The organism is Streptomyces griseocarneus (assembly GCF_014655595.1).
GTDB lineage: Bacteria > Actinomycetota > Actinomycetes > Streptomycetales > Streptomycetaceae > Streptomyces > Streptomyces griseocarneus.
In genome coordinates, this window is the sequence record NZ_BNBL01000024.1 from 1 (window position 1) to 20363 (window position 20363).

At 71.4% G+C, this 20363-nt stretch carries 19 protein-coding genes; 14 read left to right on the top strand and 5 right to left on the bottom strand.

What is annotated here, in order from left to right; translation table 11 throughout:
- Positions 1-91 precede the first annotated feature (91 nt).
- The 7 genes from IE295_RS32860 (at position 92) to IE295_RS32890 (ending at position 5782) form a co-directional block, all read left to right on the top strand.
- Positions 92-736, top strand: coding sequence for an HAD family hydrolase (locus IE295_RS32860; RefSeq protein ID WP_190067467.1), 645 nt, complete (start codon positions 92-94; stop codon positions 734-736).
- Between the two features lie 45 nt (positions 737-781).
- Complete coding sequence (locus IE295_RS32865) at positions 782-1957, top strand: acetoin utilization protein AcuC (protein WP_224323547.1); 1176 nt, start codon at positions 782-784, stop codon at positions 1955-1957.
- Positions 1958-2103: 146 nt separating this feature from the next.
- Positions 2104-2943, top strand: coding sequence for a phosphatase (locus IE295_RS32870; RefSeq protein ID WP_190067482.1), 840 nt, complete (start codon positions 2104-2106; stop codon positions 2941-2943).
- 128 nt (positions 2944-3071) lie between these two features.
- Entirely contained in the window at positions 3072-3281 is a 210-nt protein-coding gene (locus IE295_RS32875) for a helix-turn-helix domain-containing protein (protein WP_031145511.1), read from the top strand.
- A 110-nt stretch (positions 3282-3391) separates the two neighbouring features.
- Complete coding sequence (locus IE295_RS32880; RefSeq protein WP_003948845.1) at positions 3392-3490, top strand: 30S ribosomal protein bS22; 99 nt, start codon at positions 3392-3394, stop codon at positions 3488-3490.
- 193 nt (positions 3491-3683) lie between these two features.
- Entirely contained in the window at positions 3684-4730 is a 1047-nt protein-coding gene (locus IE295_RS32885) for an NAD-dependent epimerase/dehydratase family protein (protein ID WP_190067468.1), read from the top strand.
- A 14-nt stretch (positions 4731-4744) separates the two neighbouring features.
- Positions 4745-5782, top strand: coding sequence for a lysophospholipid acyltransferase family protein (locus IE295_RS32890; protein WP_190067469.1), 1038 nt, complete (start codon positions 4745-4747; stop codon positions 5780-5782).
- A gap of 45 nt (positions 5783-5827) precedes the next feature.
- On the opposite strand, the gene IE295_RS32895 is transcribed toward IE295_RS32890, so the two are convergent.
- From IE295_RS32895 to IE295_RS32910, 4 genes are all read right to left on the bottom strand, one after another.
- Entirely contained in the window at positions 5828-7015 is a 1188-nt protein-coding gene (locus IE295_RS32895) for a DUF5667 domain-containing protein (protein ID WP_190067470.1), read from the bottom strand.
- A gap of 215 nt (positions 7016-7230) precedes the next feature.
- Positions 7231-8031, bottom strand: coding sequence for an ECF subfamily RNA polymerase sigma factor, BldN family (locus IE295_RS32900; RefSeq protein WP_190067471.1), 801 nt, complete (start codon positions 8029-8031; stop codon positions 7231-7233).
- A gap of 400 nt (positions 8032-8431) precedes the next feature.
- Positions 8432-9379 (bottom strand): HAD family hydrolase, encoded by a 948-nt coding sequence (locus tag IE295_RS32905; RefSeq protein ID WP_190067472.1) that lies wholly within the window; start codon positions 9377-9379, stop codon positions 8432-8434.
- Positions 9380-9483: 104 nt separating this feature from the next.
- A complete protein-coding gene (locus IE295_RS32910) occupies positions 9484-9762 on the bottom strand; it encodes a glutaredoxin family protein (protein ID WP_190067483.1) in 279 nt (92 codons plus the stop codon).
- Positions 9763-10107: 345 nt separating this feature from the next.
- Between IE295_RS32910 and IE295_RS32915 the strand changes: the two genes are divergently transcribed.
- The 6 genes from IE295_RS32915 to IE295_RS32940 all read left to right on the top strand — a co-directional run bounded on the left by IE295_RS32915 (position 10108) and on the right by IE295_RS32940 (position 16615).
- Positions 10108-10896 carry a redox-sensing transcriptional repressor Rex gene (locus IE295_RS32915; protein WP_190067473.1) on the top strand — a complete coding sequence of 263 codons (789 nt, stop codon included), beginning with the start codon at positions 10108-10110 and terminating at the stop codon, positions 10894-10896.
- Positions 10893-12299, top strand: a complete 1407-nt coding sequence (locus IE295_RS32920; protein ID WP_190067474.1) for a glutamyl-tRNA reductase — start codon at positions 10893-10895, stop codon at positions 12297-12299. The genes IE295_RS32915 and IE295_RS32920 overlap by 4 nt, the downstream gene beginning before the upstream one ends.
- The gene (gene hemC, locus IE295_RS32925) at positions 12296-13270 is read left to right on the top strand and encodes a hydroxymethylbilane synthase (RefSeq protein WP_190067475.1); all 975 of its coding nucleotides are present in this window, start codon (positions 12296-12298) and stop codon (positions 13268-13270) included. The genes IE295_RS32920 and hemC overlap by 4 nt, the downstream gene beginning before the upstream one ends.
- On the top strand, positions 13267-14916 hold the full coding sequence (locus tag IE295_RS32930; protein ID WP_190067476.1) for a bifunctional uroporphyrinogen-III C-methyltransferase/uroporphyrinogen-III synthase: 1650 nt from the start codon (positions 13267-13269) through the stop codon (positions 14914-14916). The genes hemC and IE295_RS32930 overlap by 4 nt, the downstream gene beginning before the upstream one ends.
- Positions 14913-15905, top strand: coding sequence for a porphobilinogen synthase (gene hemB, locus IE295_RS32935; RefSeq protein WP_190067477.1), 993 nt, complete (start codon positions 14913-14915; stop codon positions 15903-15905). The genes IE295_RS32930 and hemB overlap by 4 nt, the downstream gene beginning before the upstream one ends.
- Positions 15906-16177: 272 nt before the next feature.
- Complete coding sequence (locus IE295_RS32940; protein WP_190067478.1) at positions 16178-16615, top strand: ATP-binding protein; 438 nt, start codon at positions 16178-16180, stop codon at positions 16613-16615.
- 12 nt (positions 16616-16627) lie between these two features.
- Here IE295_RS32940 and argS read toward each other — a convergent pair whose 3' ends face one another.
- Positions 16628-18385 carry an arginine--tRNA ligase gene (gene argS / locus IE295_RS32945; protein ID WP_190067479.1) on the bottom strand — a complete coding sequence of 586 codons (1758 nt, stop codon included), beginning with the start codon at positions 18383-18385 and terminating at the stop codon, positions 16628-16630.
- 159 nt (positions 18386-18544) lie between these two features.
- Between argS and lysS the strand changes: the two genes are divergently transcribed.
- Positions 18545-20293: a lysine--tRNA ligase gene (gene lysS / locus IE295_RS32950; RefSeq protein WP_190067480.1), complete on the top strand. Its 1749-nt coding sequence runs from the start codon at positions 18545-18547 to the stop codon at positions 20291-20293.
- Positions 20294-20363 lie beyond the last annotated feature (70 nt).

The following is a 20363-nucleotide window of genomic DNA, read 5'->3' on the forward strand; positions in this document are numbered from 1 at the left end:
TTTTTTAGCCGTAGGCCCTGGACCAGGAATGGTTCGGGGCCTACGGCATTTTTGCGTTCAGGGCCTTCGTGGAGGCGTTTAGGGTTGCGCCATGCGCTACGACCTCGTGATCTTCGACAATGACGGCGTGCTGGTCGACAGCGAGCCCATCTCCAACCGGGTTCTCGCGGAATACCTCACCGAGCTCGGCCACCCGACCACCTACGAGGAGTCGATACGCGACTTCATGGGTGGCGCCGTTCACCGGGTGCACGACCTTGTCCTCGAGCGGACCGGCCGCCGGCTGCCCGCCGGGTTCGACGACACTCTGCACTCGCGCACGTTCTCCGCCTTCGCCCGTGAGCTCCGGCCCGTGAAGGGGGTCACCGAGGTTCTCGAGCTGCTGGTCTCCTCCGGCGTTCCCTATTGCGTGGCCTCCTCCGGCAGTCATGAGCGCATCCGGACCGGGCACCGTGCGGCCGGTCTCACGGAGTGGTTCGCGGACGAGGTGATTTTCAGCGCCGAGGACGTCGGCCGGGGCAAGCCGGCGCCGGACCTGTTTCTGCATGCCGCGCGGTCGATGGGGGTGGACCCGTCCCGTTGTGTCGTGGTGGAGGACAGTCCGCTGGGAGTTCAGGCGGCCGTCGCGGCGGGCATCGACGTCTATGCGTTCACGGCGATGACACCCGCCGAGCGTCTGTCCGGGGCGGCCGGATTCTTCGACGAGATGACAGAACTCTCCGGTTTTCTCGTATGAGTCGTCCATTACGGTGCGGCCCGTGAGCGCATTACGGTGTCGCCCATGAGCGGCGGCCGGACACAGTTGATGTGGGACGAGGCGGTAACGGGCTACGACTTCGGCCCGGGGCATCCCATGGATCCCGTGCGCCTGGCGCTCACCATGCGTTTGGTCGAGGCGTACGGGCTGGACCGTGCGGTCCGCATGGTCTCGGCCGCCCCCGCGGGTGAGTCGACGCTCCGGCTCGTGCACCGGCCGGACTACATCGCCGCCGTGCGGGCGGCCTCCGCCGACCCGCGGGCCGCCGACGGCTCGTACGGGCTGGGCACGCCGGACGATCCGGCGTTCGCGGGCATGCACGAGGCGGCGGCGTTGATCGCGGGGCAGTCGGTCGCCGCGGCTGAGGCGGTGTGGCGCGGGGAGGCCCTGCACGCGGTGAACTTCGCCGGCGGGCTCCACCACGCGATGCCGGGCGGGGCGTCCGGGTTCTGCGTGTACAACGACGCCGCCCTCGCCGTCGCCAGGCTCCTCGAGCTCGGGGCCCGGCGGGTCGTGTACGTGGACGTGGACGTGCATCACGGGGACGGAGTCCAGGCGGTGTTCTGGGACGACCCGCGCGTGCTGACGATCTCGCTGCACGAGCACCCGCGCACCCTCTTCCCTCAGACCGGGTGGCCGGAGGAGACGGGGGGCTCGCAGGCGGAGGGCACGGCCGTCAACGTCGCGCTGCCGGCGGGGACGGGGGACGCCGGGTGGCTGCGGGCCTTCCACGCGGTCGTGCCGGAACTGGTGGCGGCCTTCCGGCCCGAGGTGCTGGTGACCCAGCACGGGGCCGACACGCACTTCGAGGACCCGCTGGCGCACCTGGCCGTGTCCGTCGACGCCCAGCGCCTCGTGGCGGACGCCTGCCACCGGCTGGCGCACGAGCACGCGGGGGGCCGCTGGGTCGCGCTGGGCGGCGGGGGATATGCGGTGACGGATGTGGTGCCGCGGTCGTGGACCCATCTGGTGGGCATCGCGGCGGGGCGGCCGGTCGACCCGGAGTCCGCCGTACCGGAGGAGTGGAGCCGCGAAGTCTACCGCCGGACCCGGCAGTTGGGGCCGCTGCGGATGACGGACGGGCGGCAGCCCGTCTGGCGGGACTTCACGGAGTCCGGGTACGACCCCGCCGACCGTCTCGACCAGGCGATCCTGGCGACACGCCGGGCCGTCTTCCCCTCCCACGGGCTCCTTCCGTAGGCACCCGCCCCGCCCCGCCCCCCTCTCCTTGAGAGCGGCTCCTCGGAGCGGCTCCTCGGGATCGACCGGCGGTCCGTTAGCCCACCCGTGGGATCCCCGGGGTGAATTCGGCGCACGGGCAGGTCGGTTCGGCGAGCATCGGCGGCGTGCCGAGCCCCGTTGCCCGCTCCGTCCCCAGCCCGCGAGCCCTTCGCTCGCACCTCCTCTCCAGTGGCCTCGCCGGTGCCGTGGCGACGTCGCGGGAGCGGAGCCTGACGCGTTATCGGATGTTCGCGGCCCGCGACCCCCGCGTGCTGATCGGTCTGGAGCCGAAATACGACTGGTGTTTCGCCGACTTGTTGCACCTGATGAGCCAAAGGTGTGGAGTTTCGGCCGATCCCAAGAACACTTCCGGGCATGATGTGATCGACCCGGACCGCACGATGGTGGCACTCGATGCCTTCGCCGACCGCCTCGCGACGGTGGCCGCCACCGGGGCGCCGGTGCTCCTCGGCACCGGGCACCCGCACCGACTCCTGGGCTTCTACGCCGCCTTGGCGGCAGGCCTCTCGGCGGCCGGGTGCCATGTCCTCACCCCGGCGCAGGGCAGAAGTGTCGACATAACGACCCGGTTCGGCGTACGCACGTACAACCTTGACTACGTCCGGGGAGTCGCGCTGATGCGTGAACCCGGCGCGCGAAAAGCCGGGAGTGAGCCGGGCGCGCATACGCATTCACCGCTCCCGGTTCGGGTCGTGCTGGCTGCCGCGGCCGACGGTGACGGACCCCTGCCGGCCTTGGTCGTCGGGGACCACGGATGGGTCTGCGGGGCAGGTCAGCTGGGCATTGAGGCCATCGGGCTGGCCGACTCGGACGACCCCGCGCTGTTCGTCGGAGAGGCCGAGGGTCGGGTGTCCGTGGCCGTTCCGCTTGATGACACTGTGCGGTCTGATTACTACCGACCGCTTACTCGCTATGTACTCAATCGAGCGTGTCTGTCACAGTAGGCGGCCGATGGCTGCTCCTCTTCCCCACTCGCATCACCCGCCCCTAATCTGGGGAGTGAGCGCGCAGCGACGAGGAGTCACCGGAGGGGAAGCCGGTGCGCGTCATGTGCGGAAGGTTCAGGTGTGTCATGGCTGCTGGCGAAAGGCCTCTCAACGAGGTCGTGTTCCTGACCGTGGCGGAAGTCGCCTCGGTGATGCGAGTCTCCAAGATGACCGTGTACCGACTGGTGCACAGCGGTCATCTGCCGGCGATCCGGGTGGGCAGGTCGTTCCGGGTCCCAGAACAAGCGGTGCACGAGTACCTCCGAGAGTCCTACGTGGGGGTGGAAACAGCCTGAGGGTCCCCTCGGATTACGCTGTTCGCCCGGTGCCGGGTAGGCTGGCCCGATGTAGGTCGTGTGGGCTCGGACGCCCCGCACCGAGTGAATCGATGTAAGCGAGGGTAGTCGTGGGCTCTGTTATCAAGAAGCGGCGCAAGCGGATGGCCAAGAAGAAGCACCGCAAGCTGCTCAAGCGCACGCGTGTTCAGCGTCGCAACAAGAAGTAAGCACGCCGCTAGTGCTCGTCCCGCAGCCCTCCCACCGGTCCCCGGTGGGAGGGCTGCGGTGCGTTGCGGGGAGTAAGGCCTTCGCTACGGCTTGAAATGACGCCCGGCCCCTCCGGCGGTCATCACAGTGCAACAACGACCCGCTACGGTGGCCGCGGCAGGCACCTCTCGGGTCGGAAGGAAGGCGCTGATCTTGGGCAAGGTCGTGCTCGTCACCGGAGTCGCGCGGCAACTGGGCGGTCGCTTCGTCCGACGGATCCAGCGCGAGCCCGACGTCGACCGGGTCATCGGGGTGGACGCGGTGCCACCCGAGCACCATCTCGGCGGGGCCGAATTCCTACGGGCCGACATCCGCCACCCCACGATCGGCAGGGTCCTGGCCGAGCAGTCCGTGGACACCGTCGTCCACATGGACGTCAACGGCACCCCCCTGGGCAAGCGCGGCAGCCGGGCCACGGTCAAGGAGACCAACGTCATCGGCACCATGCAGCTGCTCGGTGCCTGCCAGAAGACGCCGACCGTCAAGCGGCTGGTGGTGAAGTCGAGCACGAACGTGTACGGCTCCGCGCCCCGCGACCCCGCGATCTTCACGGAGACCACGCCGCCCAAATCGCTGCCCAGCGGCGGCTTCGCCAAGGACGTCGTCGAGGTCGAGGGGTACGTGCGCGGCTTCGCCCGCCGCCGCCCCGACGTCGCGGTGTGCGTGCTGCGCTTCGCGAACATCCTGGGGCCGTGTGCCGACTCGCCGCTCGCGGAGTACTTCTCGCTGCCCGTACTGCCCACGGTCCTCGGCTTCGACCCCCGCCTGCAGTTCGTCCACGAGGACGACGCGATCGAGGTGCTGCGCATCGCCTCCGGCGAGCCCGCCAGGTCCACGCTCAACAGCGGCACCTTCAACATCGCGGGGGACGGCGTGCTGTTGCTCTCCCAGGCCGCCAGGCGCCTCGGGCGCCCCACGCTGCCCTTCTTCCTGCCCTCCGTCACCTGGGTGAGCTCGGCGCTGCGGTCGGTCGGCTTCCTGGACTTCTCGCCCGAGCAGATCCGGCTGCTCACCCACGGCCGTGTCGTCGAGACGACGCAGATGCGCGACACGCTGGGCTTCAGGCCCCGCTACACCACCCCGGAGGCCTTCGAGGACTACGCCCGCAGCCGCGGCCCGGGGCTGCTGCCGCCCGAGACCCTCGCCCGTACCGTCGACCGGATCGCCGCGCTGATGCCTGCCGGCCGCGGCCAGAACTGAGGAGCGCACGCACCATGGCCGATGCGAAGGTCATCCCGTTCGGCGAGGAGCCCCGCACCAAGAGGAGGGCCCGGCGCGGCGGTACGGGCCGTACGAACCGGGCGGCGGCGCCGCTGGCGCCCGTACCGCCTCCGGCGGACGAGCAGCGGCCGCCCGCGGCCGCCGACGGCGGGCCGGAGCGGGGCGGCGCCGGCGAGGCCCCGGCCGGGGACGGCGGCTGGGAGCGGAAGGTCGCCCACGGCCTGAACTTCCTGCGGCGCCGGATCACCGGCGACTACGAGGTCGACGACTTCGGGTACGACCAGGAGCTCACCGACCAGGTCGTGATGTCCGTCCTGCGGCCCTTCAAGGAGAAGTACTTCCGGGTCGAGGTGAAGGGCATCGAGAACATCCCGGAGAAGGGGGCGGCGCTGATCGTCGCCAACCACTCCGGCACCCTGCCCGTCGACGGGCTGATGCTCCAGGTCGCCGTGCACGACCATCACCCGGCCGGACGCAACGTGCGCATGCTCGCCGCGGACCTGGTGTTCATGCTGCCCGTCATCAACGAGCTCTCCCGCAAGCTCGGGCACACCCTCGCCTGTGCCGAGGACGCCCAGAAGCTGCTGGAGCGCGGCGAGGTGGTGGGGGTGATGCCGGAGGGCTTCAAGGGGATCGGGAAGCCGTTCTCCGAGCGCTACAAGCTGCAGCGCTTCGGGCGGGGCGGCTTCGTGCAGACGGCACTGCGTGCCGGGGCGCCGATCGTGCCGTGCTCGATCGTCGGGGCGGAGGAGATCTACCCGATGATCGGCAATTCCCGGACGATGGCCCGGCTGCTGGGCATCCCGTACTTCCCGCTGACGCCGGCCTTCCCCTGGCTGGGGCCGCTGGGGCTGGTGCCGCTGCCGACGAAGTGGACCATCCAGTTCGGCGAGCCGATTCCCACGGACGGCTATCCGCCGGAGGCGGCGGACGATCCGATGCTGATGTTCAACCTCACGGACCAGGTCCGGGAAACGATTCAGCACACCCTCTACAAGCTGCTCGTGCAGCGGCGGTCGGTGTTCTTCTGAGCCGTTCGCTGCAGAAGGACACCGACCGCCGGCACCCGCTGGGACCTACTTGTCGTCCTCGCCGTGGATCCCGAGCCCCGGGAGGATGTCCGGGAGCAGCGGCGGGATCGTGATGTCGGGCTGCTTGGACGGCTTGCCGTCCTTGCCGTGCGCCCGGTCCGGCCCGGCGCTGCCGGAGCTGGGGGGCGGCTGCAGCAGGCCCGTGCCGCCCAGGAGGCCGTCCTGTTCGTCGTGGGCACCCGGAGACGACTGCTGGGGCTTGGCGCCGGGGCGCTTGCCGTCGGCGTGCTCGGGAGCCTTCGAGGCGGGCGCCGAGTGGCCCTTGCTCCCGGGAGAACCGGGGGAGGACGCCCCCCCGCGGCTCGCGGTGCCCGCCTTGCCGTGCTTGTCGTCCGGCAGCAGGGACCGCAGCGGCTCGACCTCGTCGTCTATGGCGGTGAAGACCGACGTCACGTCGTCGGCCACGTCGGTGAGCTGGACCGGCAGGCGGTCGCGCAGCCGGCTCCAGCCCTCGCGCTGCGAGGAGGAGAAGGACGACAGCCGCTGGATGGCCCCGAGCGAGCCGTCGCGTTCGTAGACGCCGTGGAGCAGGCGGTGGCCCTCGGAGGCGTCGTGGCGCATGCCGGAGAGGGTCCTGCGGATCTCGGCCAGGGACTCGTGGTCGAGCTCGCCGGAGCGGCCGCGCTCCATCAGCCGGCGGGCCTCGCCGAGCCGCGTCGTGGCCTGGTCCAGGAGCAGACCGCCCCGGGCAGAGTCACCGTCGGCCATGCCGAGCTTGAGGTCCTCCATGCCGCGCTTGAGGCCGTACAGGGTGTCGCCGGGCAGGGCGTTGGAACTGGCCGCGGCCACGCCGCCGAAGGCACCCGCCGCCACGCCCACCGTGAGCCCGCCGGCGGCGAGCCCCTTGGACCAGCGGGAGCGCGGCCTGAGCCTGCTCAGCGGGCTCGCCCGGTGCGCGCCGCGGCCGGTGCGCTGTGGAGGGGCGGCCGCCCCTCCGGCGAACTGGGCTTCCATGGCGGCGATCAGCTGCGCCCGCTGCACGGTTTTGACCTCGGCGTCCAGCTCGGGCGCCGGCAGTGCGCCGAGCCCGCTCGCCACGGCCAACAGCTTTGCCTGCTCGGCGTCTTCCGCCGATGGCTCGGGCTGTGCGGCCGCGGCACTCTGGACTTCCTGGTCCTCCAGGGCCTGGGCGAAGGCGTTCGCCCGCCGGTGCGCCGATACATTCGCGATCACAGGCGGCACCTCCTCTCGTCATGACGATCGACTCCCCTGGGCACCTGAAGGGTTGCACGCCGGGAGAACATCCACTCGATCGAGTGAGTGTTCAGAGGCGTGACGCGGCATCGGGAAGTCTGCATCCCAAACAACGAGCGGCGCGGCAGTCGGGTTACGCGGCCGGGGCGAGGTGTCCGCCGGTGAGTGAACGTGGGCATCGGGCGGGTGGGGTGTCAGCGGGCGTCGTCCGGGAGGAGCCGCGCGAGGGTGCGCACCGCGCGGTACTGGAGGGTCTTGATCGCGCCCTCGTTCTTCCCCATGACCCGGGCGGTCTCGGCGACCGAGAGGCCCTGCAGGAAGCGCAGGGTGACGCACTCCTGCTGCTGTGGGTTGAGCTTGCGCACCGCCTCCAACAGGGCGGCGTTGGAAAGGGATTCGAGGACCGAGTCCTCCGGGCTGCGCTCGACCTCGTTGGCGTCGAGCATCTCTCCCGTGGTCACTTCGAGCCGGAACCTTGACGACTTGAAGTGGTCGGCGACCAGGTTGCGGGCGATGGTCACGAGCCAGGCGCCGAAGTCGCGGCCCTGCCAGGTGAAGGTGCCGATCCGGCGCAGGGCGCGCAGGAACGTCTCGCTGGTGAGGTCCTCGGCCGTGGCCCGGCCGCCCACGCGGTAGTAGATGTAGCGGTAGACGGTGTCGGCGTACTGGTCGTAGAGGCGGCCGAAGGCCTCGGCCTCGCCGGCCTGGGCCCGCTCGACCAGGTCGAGCATGCGGGCGCTGTCGCTGTCGGCGCTCGGGCGGCGGGTGGTCGTGGACGTGCCGGCACCGGCGCCGCGGCGGGCGCGTCTGCCGACGGCCGCGCTGCTCTCGGCGAGGGCATAGCAGGGGCCGGCGGGGCCGCCAGCTACGGCCGGGAACGGCGTGGCGAAGGCGGGGACGGCGTACGCGGTGGGGACGAAGACGCGCAGACGGTCGAGGACCGCTGCGCGCAGCGTAGCCAGGCCCGAGGCGTCAACCCCGACGTGTGGGTACACGGGACTCCCAGAGGCAGAGCTTCCATCACGTGCAGTGCGGGACCGTTCACTCGTCGTAGGGACAAGCGGGTACCGGCTTGCGTCTGAGGAGAATAACCCTTCGTACAGGCAGCGCTACACCGAGTTGCTCAAATCATCGTTTCCGTTCGATCTGAGTCCCATTGATGACAGATCAAATATCGAACTACGAACGGAAGTTGACCGAATTTGCTGATGGTGTGGCCGATTGGGCAGCGTGTTGTGGCAATCCGGACACCGCAGGACTGTCGTGGGCCATGTGGGGGTATGACAACAGGATTGCCTGTGCGGCCTGTTCGGTTACGGGCAGTGGCCAGGAGGCGCGCCGGAGTTGTCGCCCGTTCCGGTGATGTGGCTGATGTGCCGGTGGGGGAGCGGGCGTTCAGCGGCGACGGCGGTGCAGCGCGACCGCGGCCGCGGCGCCGCCCGCGAGGGCGCCCACGCCGGCCGCCGCCGGGAGGCCGATCTTGGCGGCCTTGCGGCCCGTGCGGTAGTCCCGCAGCCGCCAGCCGCGCTCGCGCGCGTGCCGGCGCAGCCTGGAGTCGGGGTTCACCGCGTAGGGGTGGCCGACCAGCGAGAGCATCGGGATGTCGTTGGCGGAGTCGCTGTAGGCCGCGCAGCGCTCCAGGTCCAGGCCCTCGGCCGCGGCCAGCGCCCGGACGGCCTCGGCCTTGGCCGGGCCGTGCAGCAGCTCGCCGACCAGCCGGCCGGTGTAGACGCCGCCGATCGACTCGGCGACCGTGCCCAGCGCCCCGGTCAGGCCCAGCCGGCGGGCGATGATCGTCGCGGTCTCGACGGGGGCGGCGGTCACCAGCCAGACCTTCTGCCCGGCGTCCAGGTGCGCCTGGGCCAGGGCGCGGGTACCGGGCCAGATGCGCTCGGCCATGTACTCGTCGTAGATCTCCTCGCCGATGGTCATCAGCTCGGAGACGCGGTGGCCCTTGACGATCGACAGGACGCTGTCGCGGGCATCCTGCATGTGCTCGGGGTCCTCGATGCCCGCGAGCCGGAACCAGGTCTGCTGCCAGGCGAAGCGGGCGAGCTCGCGCTTGCCGAAGAAGTGCCGCTTGTACAGCCCACGGCCGAAGTGGAAGATGGCGGCGCCCTGCATGACCGTGTTGTCGAGGTCGAAGAACGCGGCGGCGCGCTCGTCGCCCGCCACGGGGAACTCCGGCTCGGGCTCCCGGTCGCCGGCGGTGGCGCCCCCGGCCAGGGCCTCTTCGTTTTCCTGCGCGGACTTGCGGGCTGCCTCCGCCGCGGCCTCGCCTGCCAGCACGCTGCGTGCGGTGGCGGAGCGCCTGCGGTGGGTGAGCCATCCGAGTGCGGCCATGCGGCGAGCATAGTCACTTTGTTCGGGGTAACCGGAAGTCGGGACGATGCGATGGCGTGAACTCTGCGCGTCGGTCCGGTTACCCACCGCGCGCCGCGCCGTGCTCAGCCGCCCAGGGCCTTGCGCAGCCGGTCGGGGTTCACCCGCCAGAAGTCGTGCTGGGCGCCGTCGACGAGGACGACGGGGATCTGCTCCCAGTACTTGTCGTGCAGCTCGGCGTCCTCGGTGATGTCCTTCTTCTCCCAGCGGGCGCCCAGCTCGGCGCAGACCTCGGCGATGACGGCCTCGGCGTCGTCGCACAGGTGGCAGCCGGGCTTGCCGACCAGCGTGACGACGCGCTCGGCGGGGTTCTTGCGGGGGGTGCGGCGCAGCAGGGGGCTCATGGCGGCAATTGTGCCGCCTTCGCCGGTGATCGCGCGGCCGGAATGGGTGCCTGAGTCGACTACCATCATGGGCGTTTTGTAGGTGTCCGGGGGTATCGAGGTGAGGAGTGAGCGCCCGTGTCCCCGTCCGCGTACCCGTGGTGCTCATGTGGTCTGTGTGATCGTCGCGTCGCGCCCGCCCATGGTTCCCGGACCCGGCCGAATCACCGCGTGACACCCATCACGTTGGCCGGGCAAATCGGACACCATCTTTGTGCACGCGTTCACAAAGGCATAGCCTGCGTTCGACGGGGCGGTCCTGGGACAGGGCGCCGCCTGCAGCCCCGCTCTACCCGCAGGAGCACCGTGGCAACTGGCCGAACTCACCGACCGGCGACCCGAAGCCGAGGAATCCCCGAGGCCACCGTCGCCCGGCTTCCGCTGTATCTGCGTGCGCTGACCGCGCTCTCCGAGCGTTCGGTCCCCACGGTCTCCTCCGAGGAACTCGCCACCGCGGCCGGCGTGAACTCCGCCAAGCTCCGCAAGGACTTCAGCTACCTCGGCTCGTACGGCACCCGCGGCGTCGGCTACGACGTCGAGTACCTCGTGTACCAGATCTCCCGCGAGCTCGGCCTGACCCAGGACTGGCCGGTAGTGATCGTCGGCATCGGAAACCTCGGCGCCGCCCTGGCCAACTACGGCGGCTTCGCCTCGCGCGGCTTCCGCGTCGCGGCGCTCATCGACGCCGACCCGGCCATGGCCGGCAAGCCGGTCGCCGGGCTGCCCGTGCGGCACACCGACGAGCTCGAGTCGATCATCAGCGACAACGGCGTCTCCATCGGCGTCATCGCCACCCCGGCCGGCGCCGCCCAGCAGGTGTGCGACCGCCTGGTGGCCGCCGGGATCACCTCGATCCTCAACTTCGCGCCGACCGTGCTGTCCGTGCCCGAGGGCGTGGACGTGCGCAAGGTCGACCTCTCCATCGAGCTGCAGATCCTCGCCTTCCACGAGCAGCGCAAGGCCGGCGAGGAGGCCGGGCAGGGCCCGGCGGCGGCGCCCGCGCAGCCCCGGCAGGGCACCCAGGCACGTACGGCCGCCGCTGCCGCGAGCAGGAAGGGACCGGAGGGGGACGTCCCCGCCGTGATGCCGGCATGAGTCTTCTGGTCGTCGGCCTCAGCCACCGCAGCGCGCCGGTGAGCGTGCTGGAGCGGGCCGCCCTCAGCCGCGAGGCGCAGGCCCGTCTCGTGCACGACGCCCTGGCCGCCGAGCCCGCCACCGAGGCGGCGGTGCTGGCCACGTGCAACCGCATCGAGCTCTACGCCGACGTGGACAAGTTCCACGCCGGTGTCGCCGAGCTGTCCACGCTGCTCGCCCGGCACTCGGGCGTGCCCCTGGACGAGCTCACCCCGTACCTCTACGTGCACTACGAGGACCGGGCCGTCCACCACCTCTTCTCGGTGGCGTGCGGCCTGGACTCGATGGTCGTCGGCGAGGGCCAGATCCTCGGCCAGATCAAGGACGCCCTCGCCCTCGGCCAGGAGCTGCACACCGCCGGACGGCTGCTGAACGACCTCTTCCAGCAGGCGCTGCGGGTCGGCAAGCGCGCCCACAGCGAGACCGGCATCGACAAGGCGGGCCAGTCGCTGGTCACCTTCGGCCTCGAGCAGCTCGCCGGCTCCGCGACCGTCGCCGACTGGGCGGCCGGCAAGCGCGCCCTGGTGATCGGCGCGGGCTCGATGTCCTCGCTCGCCGCGGCCACCCTCGCGCGCGCGGGCGTGGCCCACGTCGCCGTCGCCAACCGCACGCTGGAGCGGGCCGAGCGGCTGGCCGCCATCCTCACCGAGCCCGGCGGCCCGGGCGCTGGCGCCCTGACGGCCTCCGCCGTCGAGATGGCCGCCGTCCCCGCCGAGCTCGCCCTCGCCGACGTCGTCGTCTCCTGCACCGGCGCCACCGGCCTGGTGCTGACGGCCGAGGCGATAGGGGAGGCGCTGGCGGCCCGCGCGGACGTGTGCGCCGTCGAGCGGACCTGCGGCGCGCCCTCGCTCGCCCTGCTCGACCTCGCCATGCCGCGCGACATCGACGCCGCGGTCCACCGCCTGGAGGGCGACGGCGTCCGCCTGGTCGACATCGAGACCCTGGCCGAGGCCTCCGCCGACGCGCCCATGGCCGCCGACGTCGACCAGGTGCGCTCGATCGTCTCCGACGAGGTCGCCGCCTTCGGCGCCGCCCAGCGGGCCGCCCACATCACGCCCACCGTGGTGGCCCTGCGCACCATGGCCGCCGACGTCGTCGCGGGCGAGATGGCCCGCCTCAACGGCCGGCTGCCCGACCTCGACGACAAGCAGCGCGCGGAGATCACCCAGACCGTCCGCCGCGTCGTCGACAAGCTTCTGCACGCGCCCACCGTGCGGGTCAAGGAGCTCGCCTCCACCCCCGGCGGCGCCGGCTACGCCGACGCCCTGAGGGAACTCTTCGACCTCGACCCGCAGGCGGTCGCGGCCGTCAGCCGGGCTGATCTTCGGCAAGGCAGCCCCAACACAGCACGGGAGTCGGCATGAACGACACCTCCACCCAGCAGCGCCCGCTGCGCCTCGGCACCCGCCGCAGTCAGCTCGCCATGGCCCAGTCCGGACAGGTGGCCGAGGCCGTCCGGCGTGTCACCGGCCGCCCGGTCGAACTGGTCGAGATCACCACGTACGGCGACGTCTCCCGCGAGGCCCTCGCGCAGATCGGCGGCACCGGCGTCTTCGTCTCCGCGCTGCGCGACGCGCTGCTCGCGGGGGAGATCGACTTCGCGGTGCACTCGCTGAAGGACCTGCCGACCACGCAGCCCGACGACCTCCTCCTGGCCGCGATCCCGCGCCGCGAGGACCCGCGCGACGCGCTCGTCGCCCGGGACGGGCTCACGTTCGAGGACCTCCCGCGCGGTGCCCGCATCGGCACCGGCTCGCCGCGCCGCATGGCGCAGCTCAACGCCTGGGCGCGCTCGCTCGGGCAGGAGATCGAGACCGTGCCGATCCGCGGGAACATCGACACCCGGCTCGGCTTCGTCGCCAACGGCGAGCTGGACGCCGTGGTGCTGGCCGCCGCGGGGCTCAACCGCCTCGGCCGGATCGGGGAGGCCACCCAGCTGCTGGACCCCGACCAGATTTTGCCCGCCCCCGGCCAGGGGGCCCTGGCGATCGAGTGCGCCGTGACCAACGCACCCCTCGCCGCCGCGCTCGCCGAGCTCGACGACCCGCACACGCGGGCCGCCGTGACCGCCGAGCGTGCCCTGCTCGCCGCCCTGGAGGCCGGTTGCAGCGCGCCCGTGGGCGCACTGGCCGACCTGCTGGCCAGCGGGCAGGTTGTCACCGAAATGCGCCTGCGCGGCGTCGTCGGTTCCACCGACGGCTCGACGCTGGTGCAGCTGTCCACCACCGGTCCCGTACCCGCGTCCCAGGAGGACGCCCTTGCCCTCGGCCGCGGACTCGCCGCCGAGATGCTCGACAAGGGTGCGGCCGGTCTTATGGGGGAGCGAGCACTTTGAACCCCACCGCCCCGAACCACCCCGCGCACGGGCACGTCACCTTCCTCGGTGCCGGCCCCGGAGACCCGGGACTGCTGACGCTGCGCGCCGTGGAGGCACTGGCGGCCGCGGACGTCCTGATCGCCGATCCGCAGGTGCTCGACGTGGTGCGTACGCATGCCCGCGGCACCGTGGACATGCCCGCCCAGACGGTTACTGACGAGTCATCAAAGACCGCTGACGTGCCGGTCCTTCGGGACACCGCCAATCTTGTCATGACGGCCGCGCGCAGCGGCAAGCGGGTCGTCCGTGCGGTCCTCGGCGACCCCGGCCTCGACGGCAACGCCGCCGACGAGATGCTGGCCTGCGCCGACGGCGGCATCACCTTCGAGGTGGTGCCCGGCGTCGCCACGGCCGTCGGCGTGCCCGCCTACGCCGGTGTGCCGCTGCGCGACGGAAAGGGCGGTGACGTCCGCTTCGTCGACGCCCGGACCGCCACCGCCGTCTGCTGGGCCGAGGTCGGCACCAGCGAGGCGACCGCGGTGGTCTCCACCACCCTGGACTCCGTCGTCGCCGCCGCGGGCGAGCTGGTCGCCTCCGGCCGCCGGCCCGAGACCCCGGTCAGCGTCACCGTCGCCGGCACCACCACCCGCCAGCGCACCTGGACGGCCACCCTCGGCACCCTCCAGCAGACCCTCAAGGCCGCGAAGGTGCTGCCGTCCGCGGACGGCGCCCAGCCGGTCATAGCCGTGGTCGGCGAGCGGAGCGCCGCCGAGCGGCGCGAGCGGCTCTCCTGGTTCGAGTCCAAGCCGCTCTTCGGCTGGAACGTGCTCGTGCCGCGCACCAAGGAGCAGGCCGCCTCGCTCTCCGACCAGCTGCGCTCCTACGGCGCGGTGCCCAGCGAGGTCCCCACGATCGCCGTCGAGCCGCCGCGCACCCCGCAGCAGATGGAGCGCGCGGTCAAGGGCCTGGTCACCGGCCGCTACGAGTGGATCGCCTTCACCTCCGTCAACGCCGTCAAGGCGGTGCGCGAGAAGTTCGAGGAGTACGGGCTCGACGCCCGTGCCTTCGCCGGCATCAAGGTCGCGGCCGTCGGCGAGCAGACCGCCAAGTCGCTGATCGAGTTCGGCGTCAAGCCCGACCTCGTGCCCAGCGGCGAGCAGTCCGCCGCCGGCCTGCTCGAGGACTGGCCGCCCTACGACCCGGTCTTCGACCCGATCGACCGCGTCTTCCTGCCGCGCGCCGACATCGCCACCGAGACCCTGGTGGCCGGCCTGATCGAGCTGGGCTGGGAGGTCGACGACGTCACGGCCTACCGGACCGTACGGGCCTCGCCGCCGCCGGCCGAGACCCGCGAGGCGATCAAGGGCGGCGGCTTCGACGCCGTGCTGTTCACCTCCTCCTCCACCGTGCGGAACTTGGTCGGCATCGCCGGCAAGCCGCACAATGTCACCGTCATCGCCTGCATCGGCCCCGCCACCGCGAAGACCGCGGAGGAGCACGGCCTGCGGGTGGACGTGCTGTCGCCCGAGCCCTCGGTGCACAAGCTGGCCGAGGCGCTCGCGGAGTTCGGCGCGGCCCGGCGCGACGCGGCCCTCGAGGCCGGCGACCCGGTCACCCGCCCGAGCGAGCGGCGGCCCGGATCGCGCAGAAGGGCACGGAGTTGAGCACCACGTACGGCACGTTCCCGGGGTCCCGGCCCCGGCGCCTTCGCACCACCCCCGCCATGCGCCGCATGGTGGCCGAGACCCGGCTGCACCCGGCCGACCTGATCCTTCCCGCCTTCGTGCGGGAGGGCGTCACCGAGCCGGTGCCGATCTCCGCCATGCCGGGCGTCGTCCAGCACACCCGCGACACCCTGCGCAAGGCCGCCGTCGAGGCGCTCGAGGCGGGCGTCTCCGGGATCATGCTGTTCGGCGTGCCCGAGGACGCCAAGAAGGACGCCCTCGGCACCGCCGGCACCGACCCCGACGGCATCCTGCAGGTCGCCATCCGCGACGTGAAGGCCGAGGTCGGCGACGAGCTCGTCATCATGTCCGACCTGTGCCTGGACGAGTACACCGACCACGGCCACTGCGGCGTCCTCGACGCCGACGGCCGCGTCGACAACGACGCCACCCTCGAGCGCTACGCCGAGATGGCCCAGGTCCAGGCCGACGCCGGCGTCCACGTCGTGGGCCCCAGCGGCATGATGGACGGCCAGGTCGGCGTCATCCGCGACGCCCTCGACCAGACCGGCCACGAGGACGTGTCGGTCCTCGCCTACACGGCCAAGTACGCCTCCGCGTTCTACGGCCCCTTCCGCGAGGCCGTCGGCTCCTCGCTGCAGGGCGACCGCAAGACGTACCAGCAGGACCCCGCCAACGTCCGCGAGTCCCTGCGCGAGCTCGCCCTCGACCTCGCCGAGGGCGCCGACATGGTCATGGTCAAGCCGGCCCTGCCCTACCTCGACATCCTCGCCAAGGTCGCCGAGAGCGTCGACGTGCCCGTCGCCGCCTACCAGATCTCCGGCGAGTACGCGATGGTCGAGGCCGCCGCCGCCAACGGCTGGATCGACCGCGACCGGGCCATCATGGAGACGCTCACCGGCGTCAAGCGCGCCGGCGCGCACATGATCCTCACCTACTGGGCCACCGAGGCCGCCCGGCAGCTGTAGCGGCCCCTGCGGCCGGCACGGCCCCCGCCCGTCACGCAGCGCAATGGCGGTGCCCCCGGACCACACGGTCCGGGGGCACCGCCATCTGTGTCCCCGCGCCGGCCGCGCCGACTGCGAAACCCTCGCGTTTGCGCAGCTCACGCGAGACGGGGCGCATAGTTCACGATCGTCACCCACACAGGTCGTCTCTCGCCGAAATGACGCGGGCGTGCCGCAGGGGCTCCGACCATCGTTACCGTGTGTGTCAGGCCGCTTACGCTACGGAGGCGTGCATGAGTCATGACCCCGAACTCACGGAGGACTGGGAGTACACGCTCCAAGTCCCCTCCGATCCCATGGCGCCGTGCATCGCACGACGCACGCTCCGCACCATCTTCGAGGAACACGGCTTCCTCGAACTCGCCGACACCGCCGAGCTCCTCACCTCCGAGCTCGTCACCAACGCCTACCGCTACTCCGACGGCCCCGCCTCGGTACGCGTCAAGCGCGAAGGCGACCGCGTACGGGTCGCCGTGTGGGACACCAACCCCCGGCTCCCCGCACTCGACGGCGTCGCCCTGCCCGACGCCACCGAAGCCGCCGAACGCGGCCGCGGCCTCGGACTCGTCCAGTGGTGCGCCGACAGCTGGGGCGGCTTCGCCCTGCGCGACCAGCCCCAGGGGCTGGTCGGCAAGCTCATCTGGTTCGAACTCGGAGCGGGCGCCGGATGACGCCCCCCGCGGCTAGAGCCGCTCGGGCGTGCGGATGCCCAGCAGCGCCATGCCCTGGTGGAGCGTACGAGCCGTGAGGTCGCACAGGAACAGGCGGTTCTCCACGACCTCGGCCGGGTTCTCCTCGCTCAGCACCTGGCACTGGTCGTAGAACGACGTGTAGAGCGAGGCCAGCTGGTACAGATAACCGGCCAGCTTGTGCGGCGCGTACTCCCCGGCCGCCTCCGCCACCGTCGCCGCGAACTGGTCCAGGTGCAGACCCAGCGCCCGCTCGGCCGGGGCCAGCGCCAGCTCCGGGTGCGCGACCGGGCCGGCGGTCCCCGCCTTGCGCAGGATCGACTGGATACGGGCGAACGCGTACTGCAGGTAGACCGAGGTGTCGCCGTTGAGGGACACCATCTGGTCCAGGTCGAACTTGTAGTCGCGGGCCGCCGACGTCGACAGGTCCGCGTACTTCACGGCCCCGATGCCCACCTGGGCGGCACGATCGGCGATCTCCTCCTCGGTCAGGTCCCGGGCCTTCTCCCGCACCACGGCCGCCGCCCGCTCGATCGCCTCGTCGAGCAGGTCCACCAGCCGGACCGTCTCGCCCTCACGCGTCTTGAACGGCTTGCCGTCCTTGCCCAGCACCGTGCCGAAGCCCAGCTGAACGGCCTCGACGTCGTCGGTCAGCCAGCCGGCCCGGCGGGCGGTCTCGAAGACCATCTTGAAGTGCAGCGACTGCCGGGTGTCCACCACGTACAGCAGCGTGTCGGCCTTGAGGTTGAAGACACGGTCGCGGATCGCGGACAGGTCCGTCGCCGCGTAGCCGAAGCCACCGTCGGACTTCTGCACGATCAGCGGGACCGGGTTGCCCTCCGGGCCCTTCACATCGTCGAAGAAGACGCACAGCGCGCCCTCGGAACGGACCGCGACGCCCGACTCCTCGAGCATCCGGCAGGTCTCGGCGAGCATGTCGTTGTAGCCGGACTCGCCGACGATGTCCTCGTCGCGGATCTCCACGTCCAGCTTGTCGAAGACCGAGTAGAAGTAGATCTTCGACTCGTCGACGAACCTCTGCCACAGCGCGATCGTCTCCGCGTCGCCCGCCTGCAGGTCCACCACCCGGCGCCGGGCCCGCGTCTTGAACTCCTCGTCCGAGTCGAAGAGCGCGCGCGAGGCCTTGTACAGCCGGTTCAGGTTCGACATGGCCTCCTCACCGGAGGTGCCGTCCTTGTGGTCCAGCTCGTGCGGGTGCTCGATCAGGTACTGGATGAGCATGCCGAACTGGGTGCCCCAGTCGCCGATGTGGTGACGGCTGATCACCTTCTCGCCCGTGAACTCCAGGAGCCGGACGACCGAATTGCCGATCACCGTGTTCCGCAGGTGACCGACGTGCATCTCCTTGGCCACGTTCGGCTGCGCCCAGTCGATGACCGTGGCGCCCGGGTGCTCCTTGAACGGCACGCCGAGCCGGTCGTCCGCCGCACGGGCGGCCAGCGTCCCGGTGATCGCCCTGTCGGACACGGTGATGTTGAGGAAGCCGGGCCCGGAGACCTCGATCTCCTCGATCAGGTCACCCGTCGGCAGGCCCTCGACGACCTTGCCCGCCAGCTCCCGCGGATTGCCCTTCAGCTTCTTGGCCAGCGCCAGCATGCCGTTGGCCTGGAAGTCCGCCCGGTCGCTTCGTCGCAGCAGCGGATCGGCGGCACCGGCCTCCGGCAGGGCAGCCGAGAGAGCGTCCGCGATGCGCTGGTGGAGCGTGGAAGCGAGGGAAGGAACCGAAGCCATGGGATGGGAGCCATTCCGGTAGGCGGCATTTTCGACCCCCCGAGTATCCCATGCGTGTACCACAGCCCCGCCGGGAATTCGCTCGCGCCCGGGCAACCCCGGGAGCACCCTGGTCGTCTGGGACAATGGTCATGCCAGGACCGTAAGGAAGGAAGTGCCGTGGCTCAGGCTCAGAGCACCGAGGCCGACTGGGTCTCCCGTTTCGCCGACGAGGTCATCGCCGAAGGTGAGCGCCGCGCCCCCGGCAAAACCATCGTCGTCGCCTCCGGCCTCTCCCCCTCCGGCCCGATCCACCTGGGCAACCTCCGCGAGGTCATGACCCCGCACCTGGTCGCCGACGAGATCCGCCGCCGCGGCCACGAGGTCCGCCACGTCCTGTCCTGGGACGACTACGACCGCTACCGCAAGGTGCCGAACGGCGTCCCCGGCATCGACGAGTCCTGGGCCGAGCACATCGGCAAGCCGCTGACCTCCGTCCCGGCCCCGGCCGGCTCGGCGTACCCGAACTGGGCCGAGCACTTCAAGGCCGCCATGGTCGAGGCGCTGGCCGAGCTCGGCATCGAGTACGACCCCATCAGCCAGACCGAGCAGTACACCACCGGTGTCTACCGCGAGCAGATCCTGCACGCGATGAAGCACCGCGGCGACATCGACGCGATCCTCGACCAGTACCGGACGAAGGACAAGGCCACCGGCCAGCCGAAGAAGCCCCAGCAGAAGCAGCAGAAGCCCCTCGACGAGGCCGAGCTCGAGGCCGCCGAGGGCTCCGGCGCCGCGGCCGAGGACGACGGCTCCTCCGGCGGCGCGGGCTACTTCCCCTACAAGCCGTACTGCGCCGCCTGCGAGCGCGACCTCACCACGGTCACCTCCTACGACGACGACACCACCGAACTCGCCTACACCTGCGTCTGCGGCCACGCCGAGACCGTGCTGCTCAGCGAGTTCAACCGCGGCAAGCTGGTCTGGAAGGTCGACTGGCCCATGCGCTGGGCCTACGAGGGCGTCATCTTCGAGCCCTCCGGCGTCGACCACTCCTCGCCCGGCTCCTCCTTCGTCGTCGGCGGCCAGATCGTCCGCAAGGTCTTCGGCGGCGAGCAGCCCATCGGCCCGATGTACGCCTTCGTCGGCATCAGCGGCATGGCCAAGATGTCCTCCTCCAAGGGCGGCGTCCCCACCCCCGGCGACGCGCTGAAGATCATGGAAGCGCCGCTGCTGCGCTGGCTCTACGCCCGCCGCAAGCCCAACCAGTCCTTCAAGATCGCCTTCGACCAGGAGATCCAGCGGCTCTACGACGAGTGGGACAAGCTCGAGGCCAAGGTCGCCGACGGCACCGTCCTGCCCGCCGACGCCGCCGCCCACAGCCGCGCCGCCCGCACCGCCGCCGGCGAGCTCCCGCGCACCCCGCGCCCGCTCCCGTACCGCACGCTCGCCTCCGTCGTCGACATCACCGCCGGCCACGACGAGCAGACCCTGCGCATCCTCAGCGACCTCGACCCGGCCAACCCCGTCAAGACGCTCGACGAGACCCGCCCGCGCCTCGACCGCGCCCAGCACTGGATCCTCACCCAGGTCCCGGCCGAGAACCGCACCATCGTCCGCTCCACCCCGGACGCCGAGCTCCTCGCCTCGCTCGACGACGAGGGCCGCGCCTCGCTGCGCCTCCTCCTCGAGGGCCTCGACGAGCACTGGTCCCTGGACGGGCTCACCACCCTGCTCTACGGCATCCCCAAGGTCCTGGCCGGGCTCGAGCCCCACGCCAAGCCCACGCCCGAGCTCAAGGCCGCCCAGCGCGCCTTCTTCGTGCTCCTCTACCAGCTCCTGGTCAGCCGCGACACCGGGCCGCGCCTGCCCACGCTGCTGCTGGCCGTGGGCGCCGACCGCGTCCGCGAGCTCGTCACGGCGCCGTAAGCACCCCCCGGGCCCACGGGCCCGGGGACCACGCGAAAAGGGCCGCCGCCCGGTGATCATCACCGGGCGG

What these genes read in the sequence shown, in the direction of transcription:
- IE295_RS32860 (WP_190067467.1), top strand. Translation starts at nt 92, where the DNA reads ATGCGCTACGACCTCGTGATCTTCGACAATGACGGCGTGCTGGTCGAC.
- IE295_RS32865 (WP_224323547.1), top strand. Translation starts at nt 782, where the DNA reads ATGAGCGGCGGCCGGACACAGTTGATGTGGGACGAGGCGGTAACGGGC.
- IE295_RS32875 (WP_031145511.1), top strand. Translation starts at nt 3,072, where the DNA reads ATGGCTGCTGGCGAAAGGCCTCTCAACGAGGTCGTGTTCCTGACCGTG.
- IE295_RS32890 (WP_190067469.1), top strand. Translation starts at nt 4,745, where the DNA reads ATGGCCGATGCGAAGGTCATCCCGTTCGGCGAGGAGCCCCGCACCAAG.
- IE295_RS32905 (WP_190067472.1), bottom strand. Translation starts at nt 9,379, where the DNA reads ATGGCCGCACTCGGATGGCTCACCCACCGCAGGCGCTCCGCCACCGCA.
- IE295_RS32910 (WP_190067483.1), bottom strand. Translation starts at nt 9,762, where the DNA reads ATGAGCCCCCTGCTGCGCCGCACCCCCCGCAAGAACCCCGCCGAGCGC.
- IE295_RS32920 (WP_190067474.1), top strand. Translation starts at nt 10,893, where the DNA reads ATGAGTCTTCTGGTCGTCGGCCTCAGCCACCGCAGCGCGCCGGTGAGC.
- hemC (WP_190067475.1), top strand. Translation starts at nt 12,296, where the DNA reads ATGAACGACACCTCCACCCAGCAGCGCCCGCTGCGCCTCGGCACCCGC.
- IE295_RS32940 (WP_190067478.1), top strand. Translation starts at nt 16,178, where the DNA reads ATGAGTCATGACCCCGAACTCACGGAGGACTGGGAGTACACGCTCCAA.
- argS (WP_190067479.1), bottom strand. Translation starts at nt 18,385, where the DNA reads ATGGCTTCGGTTCCTTCCCTCGCTTCCACGCTCCACCAGCGCATCGCG.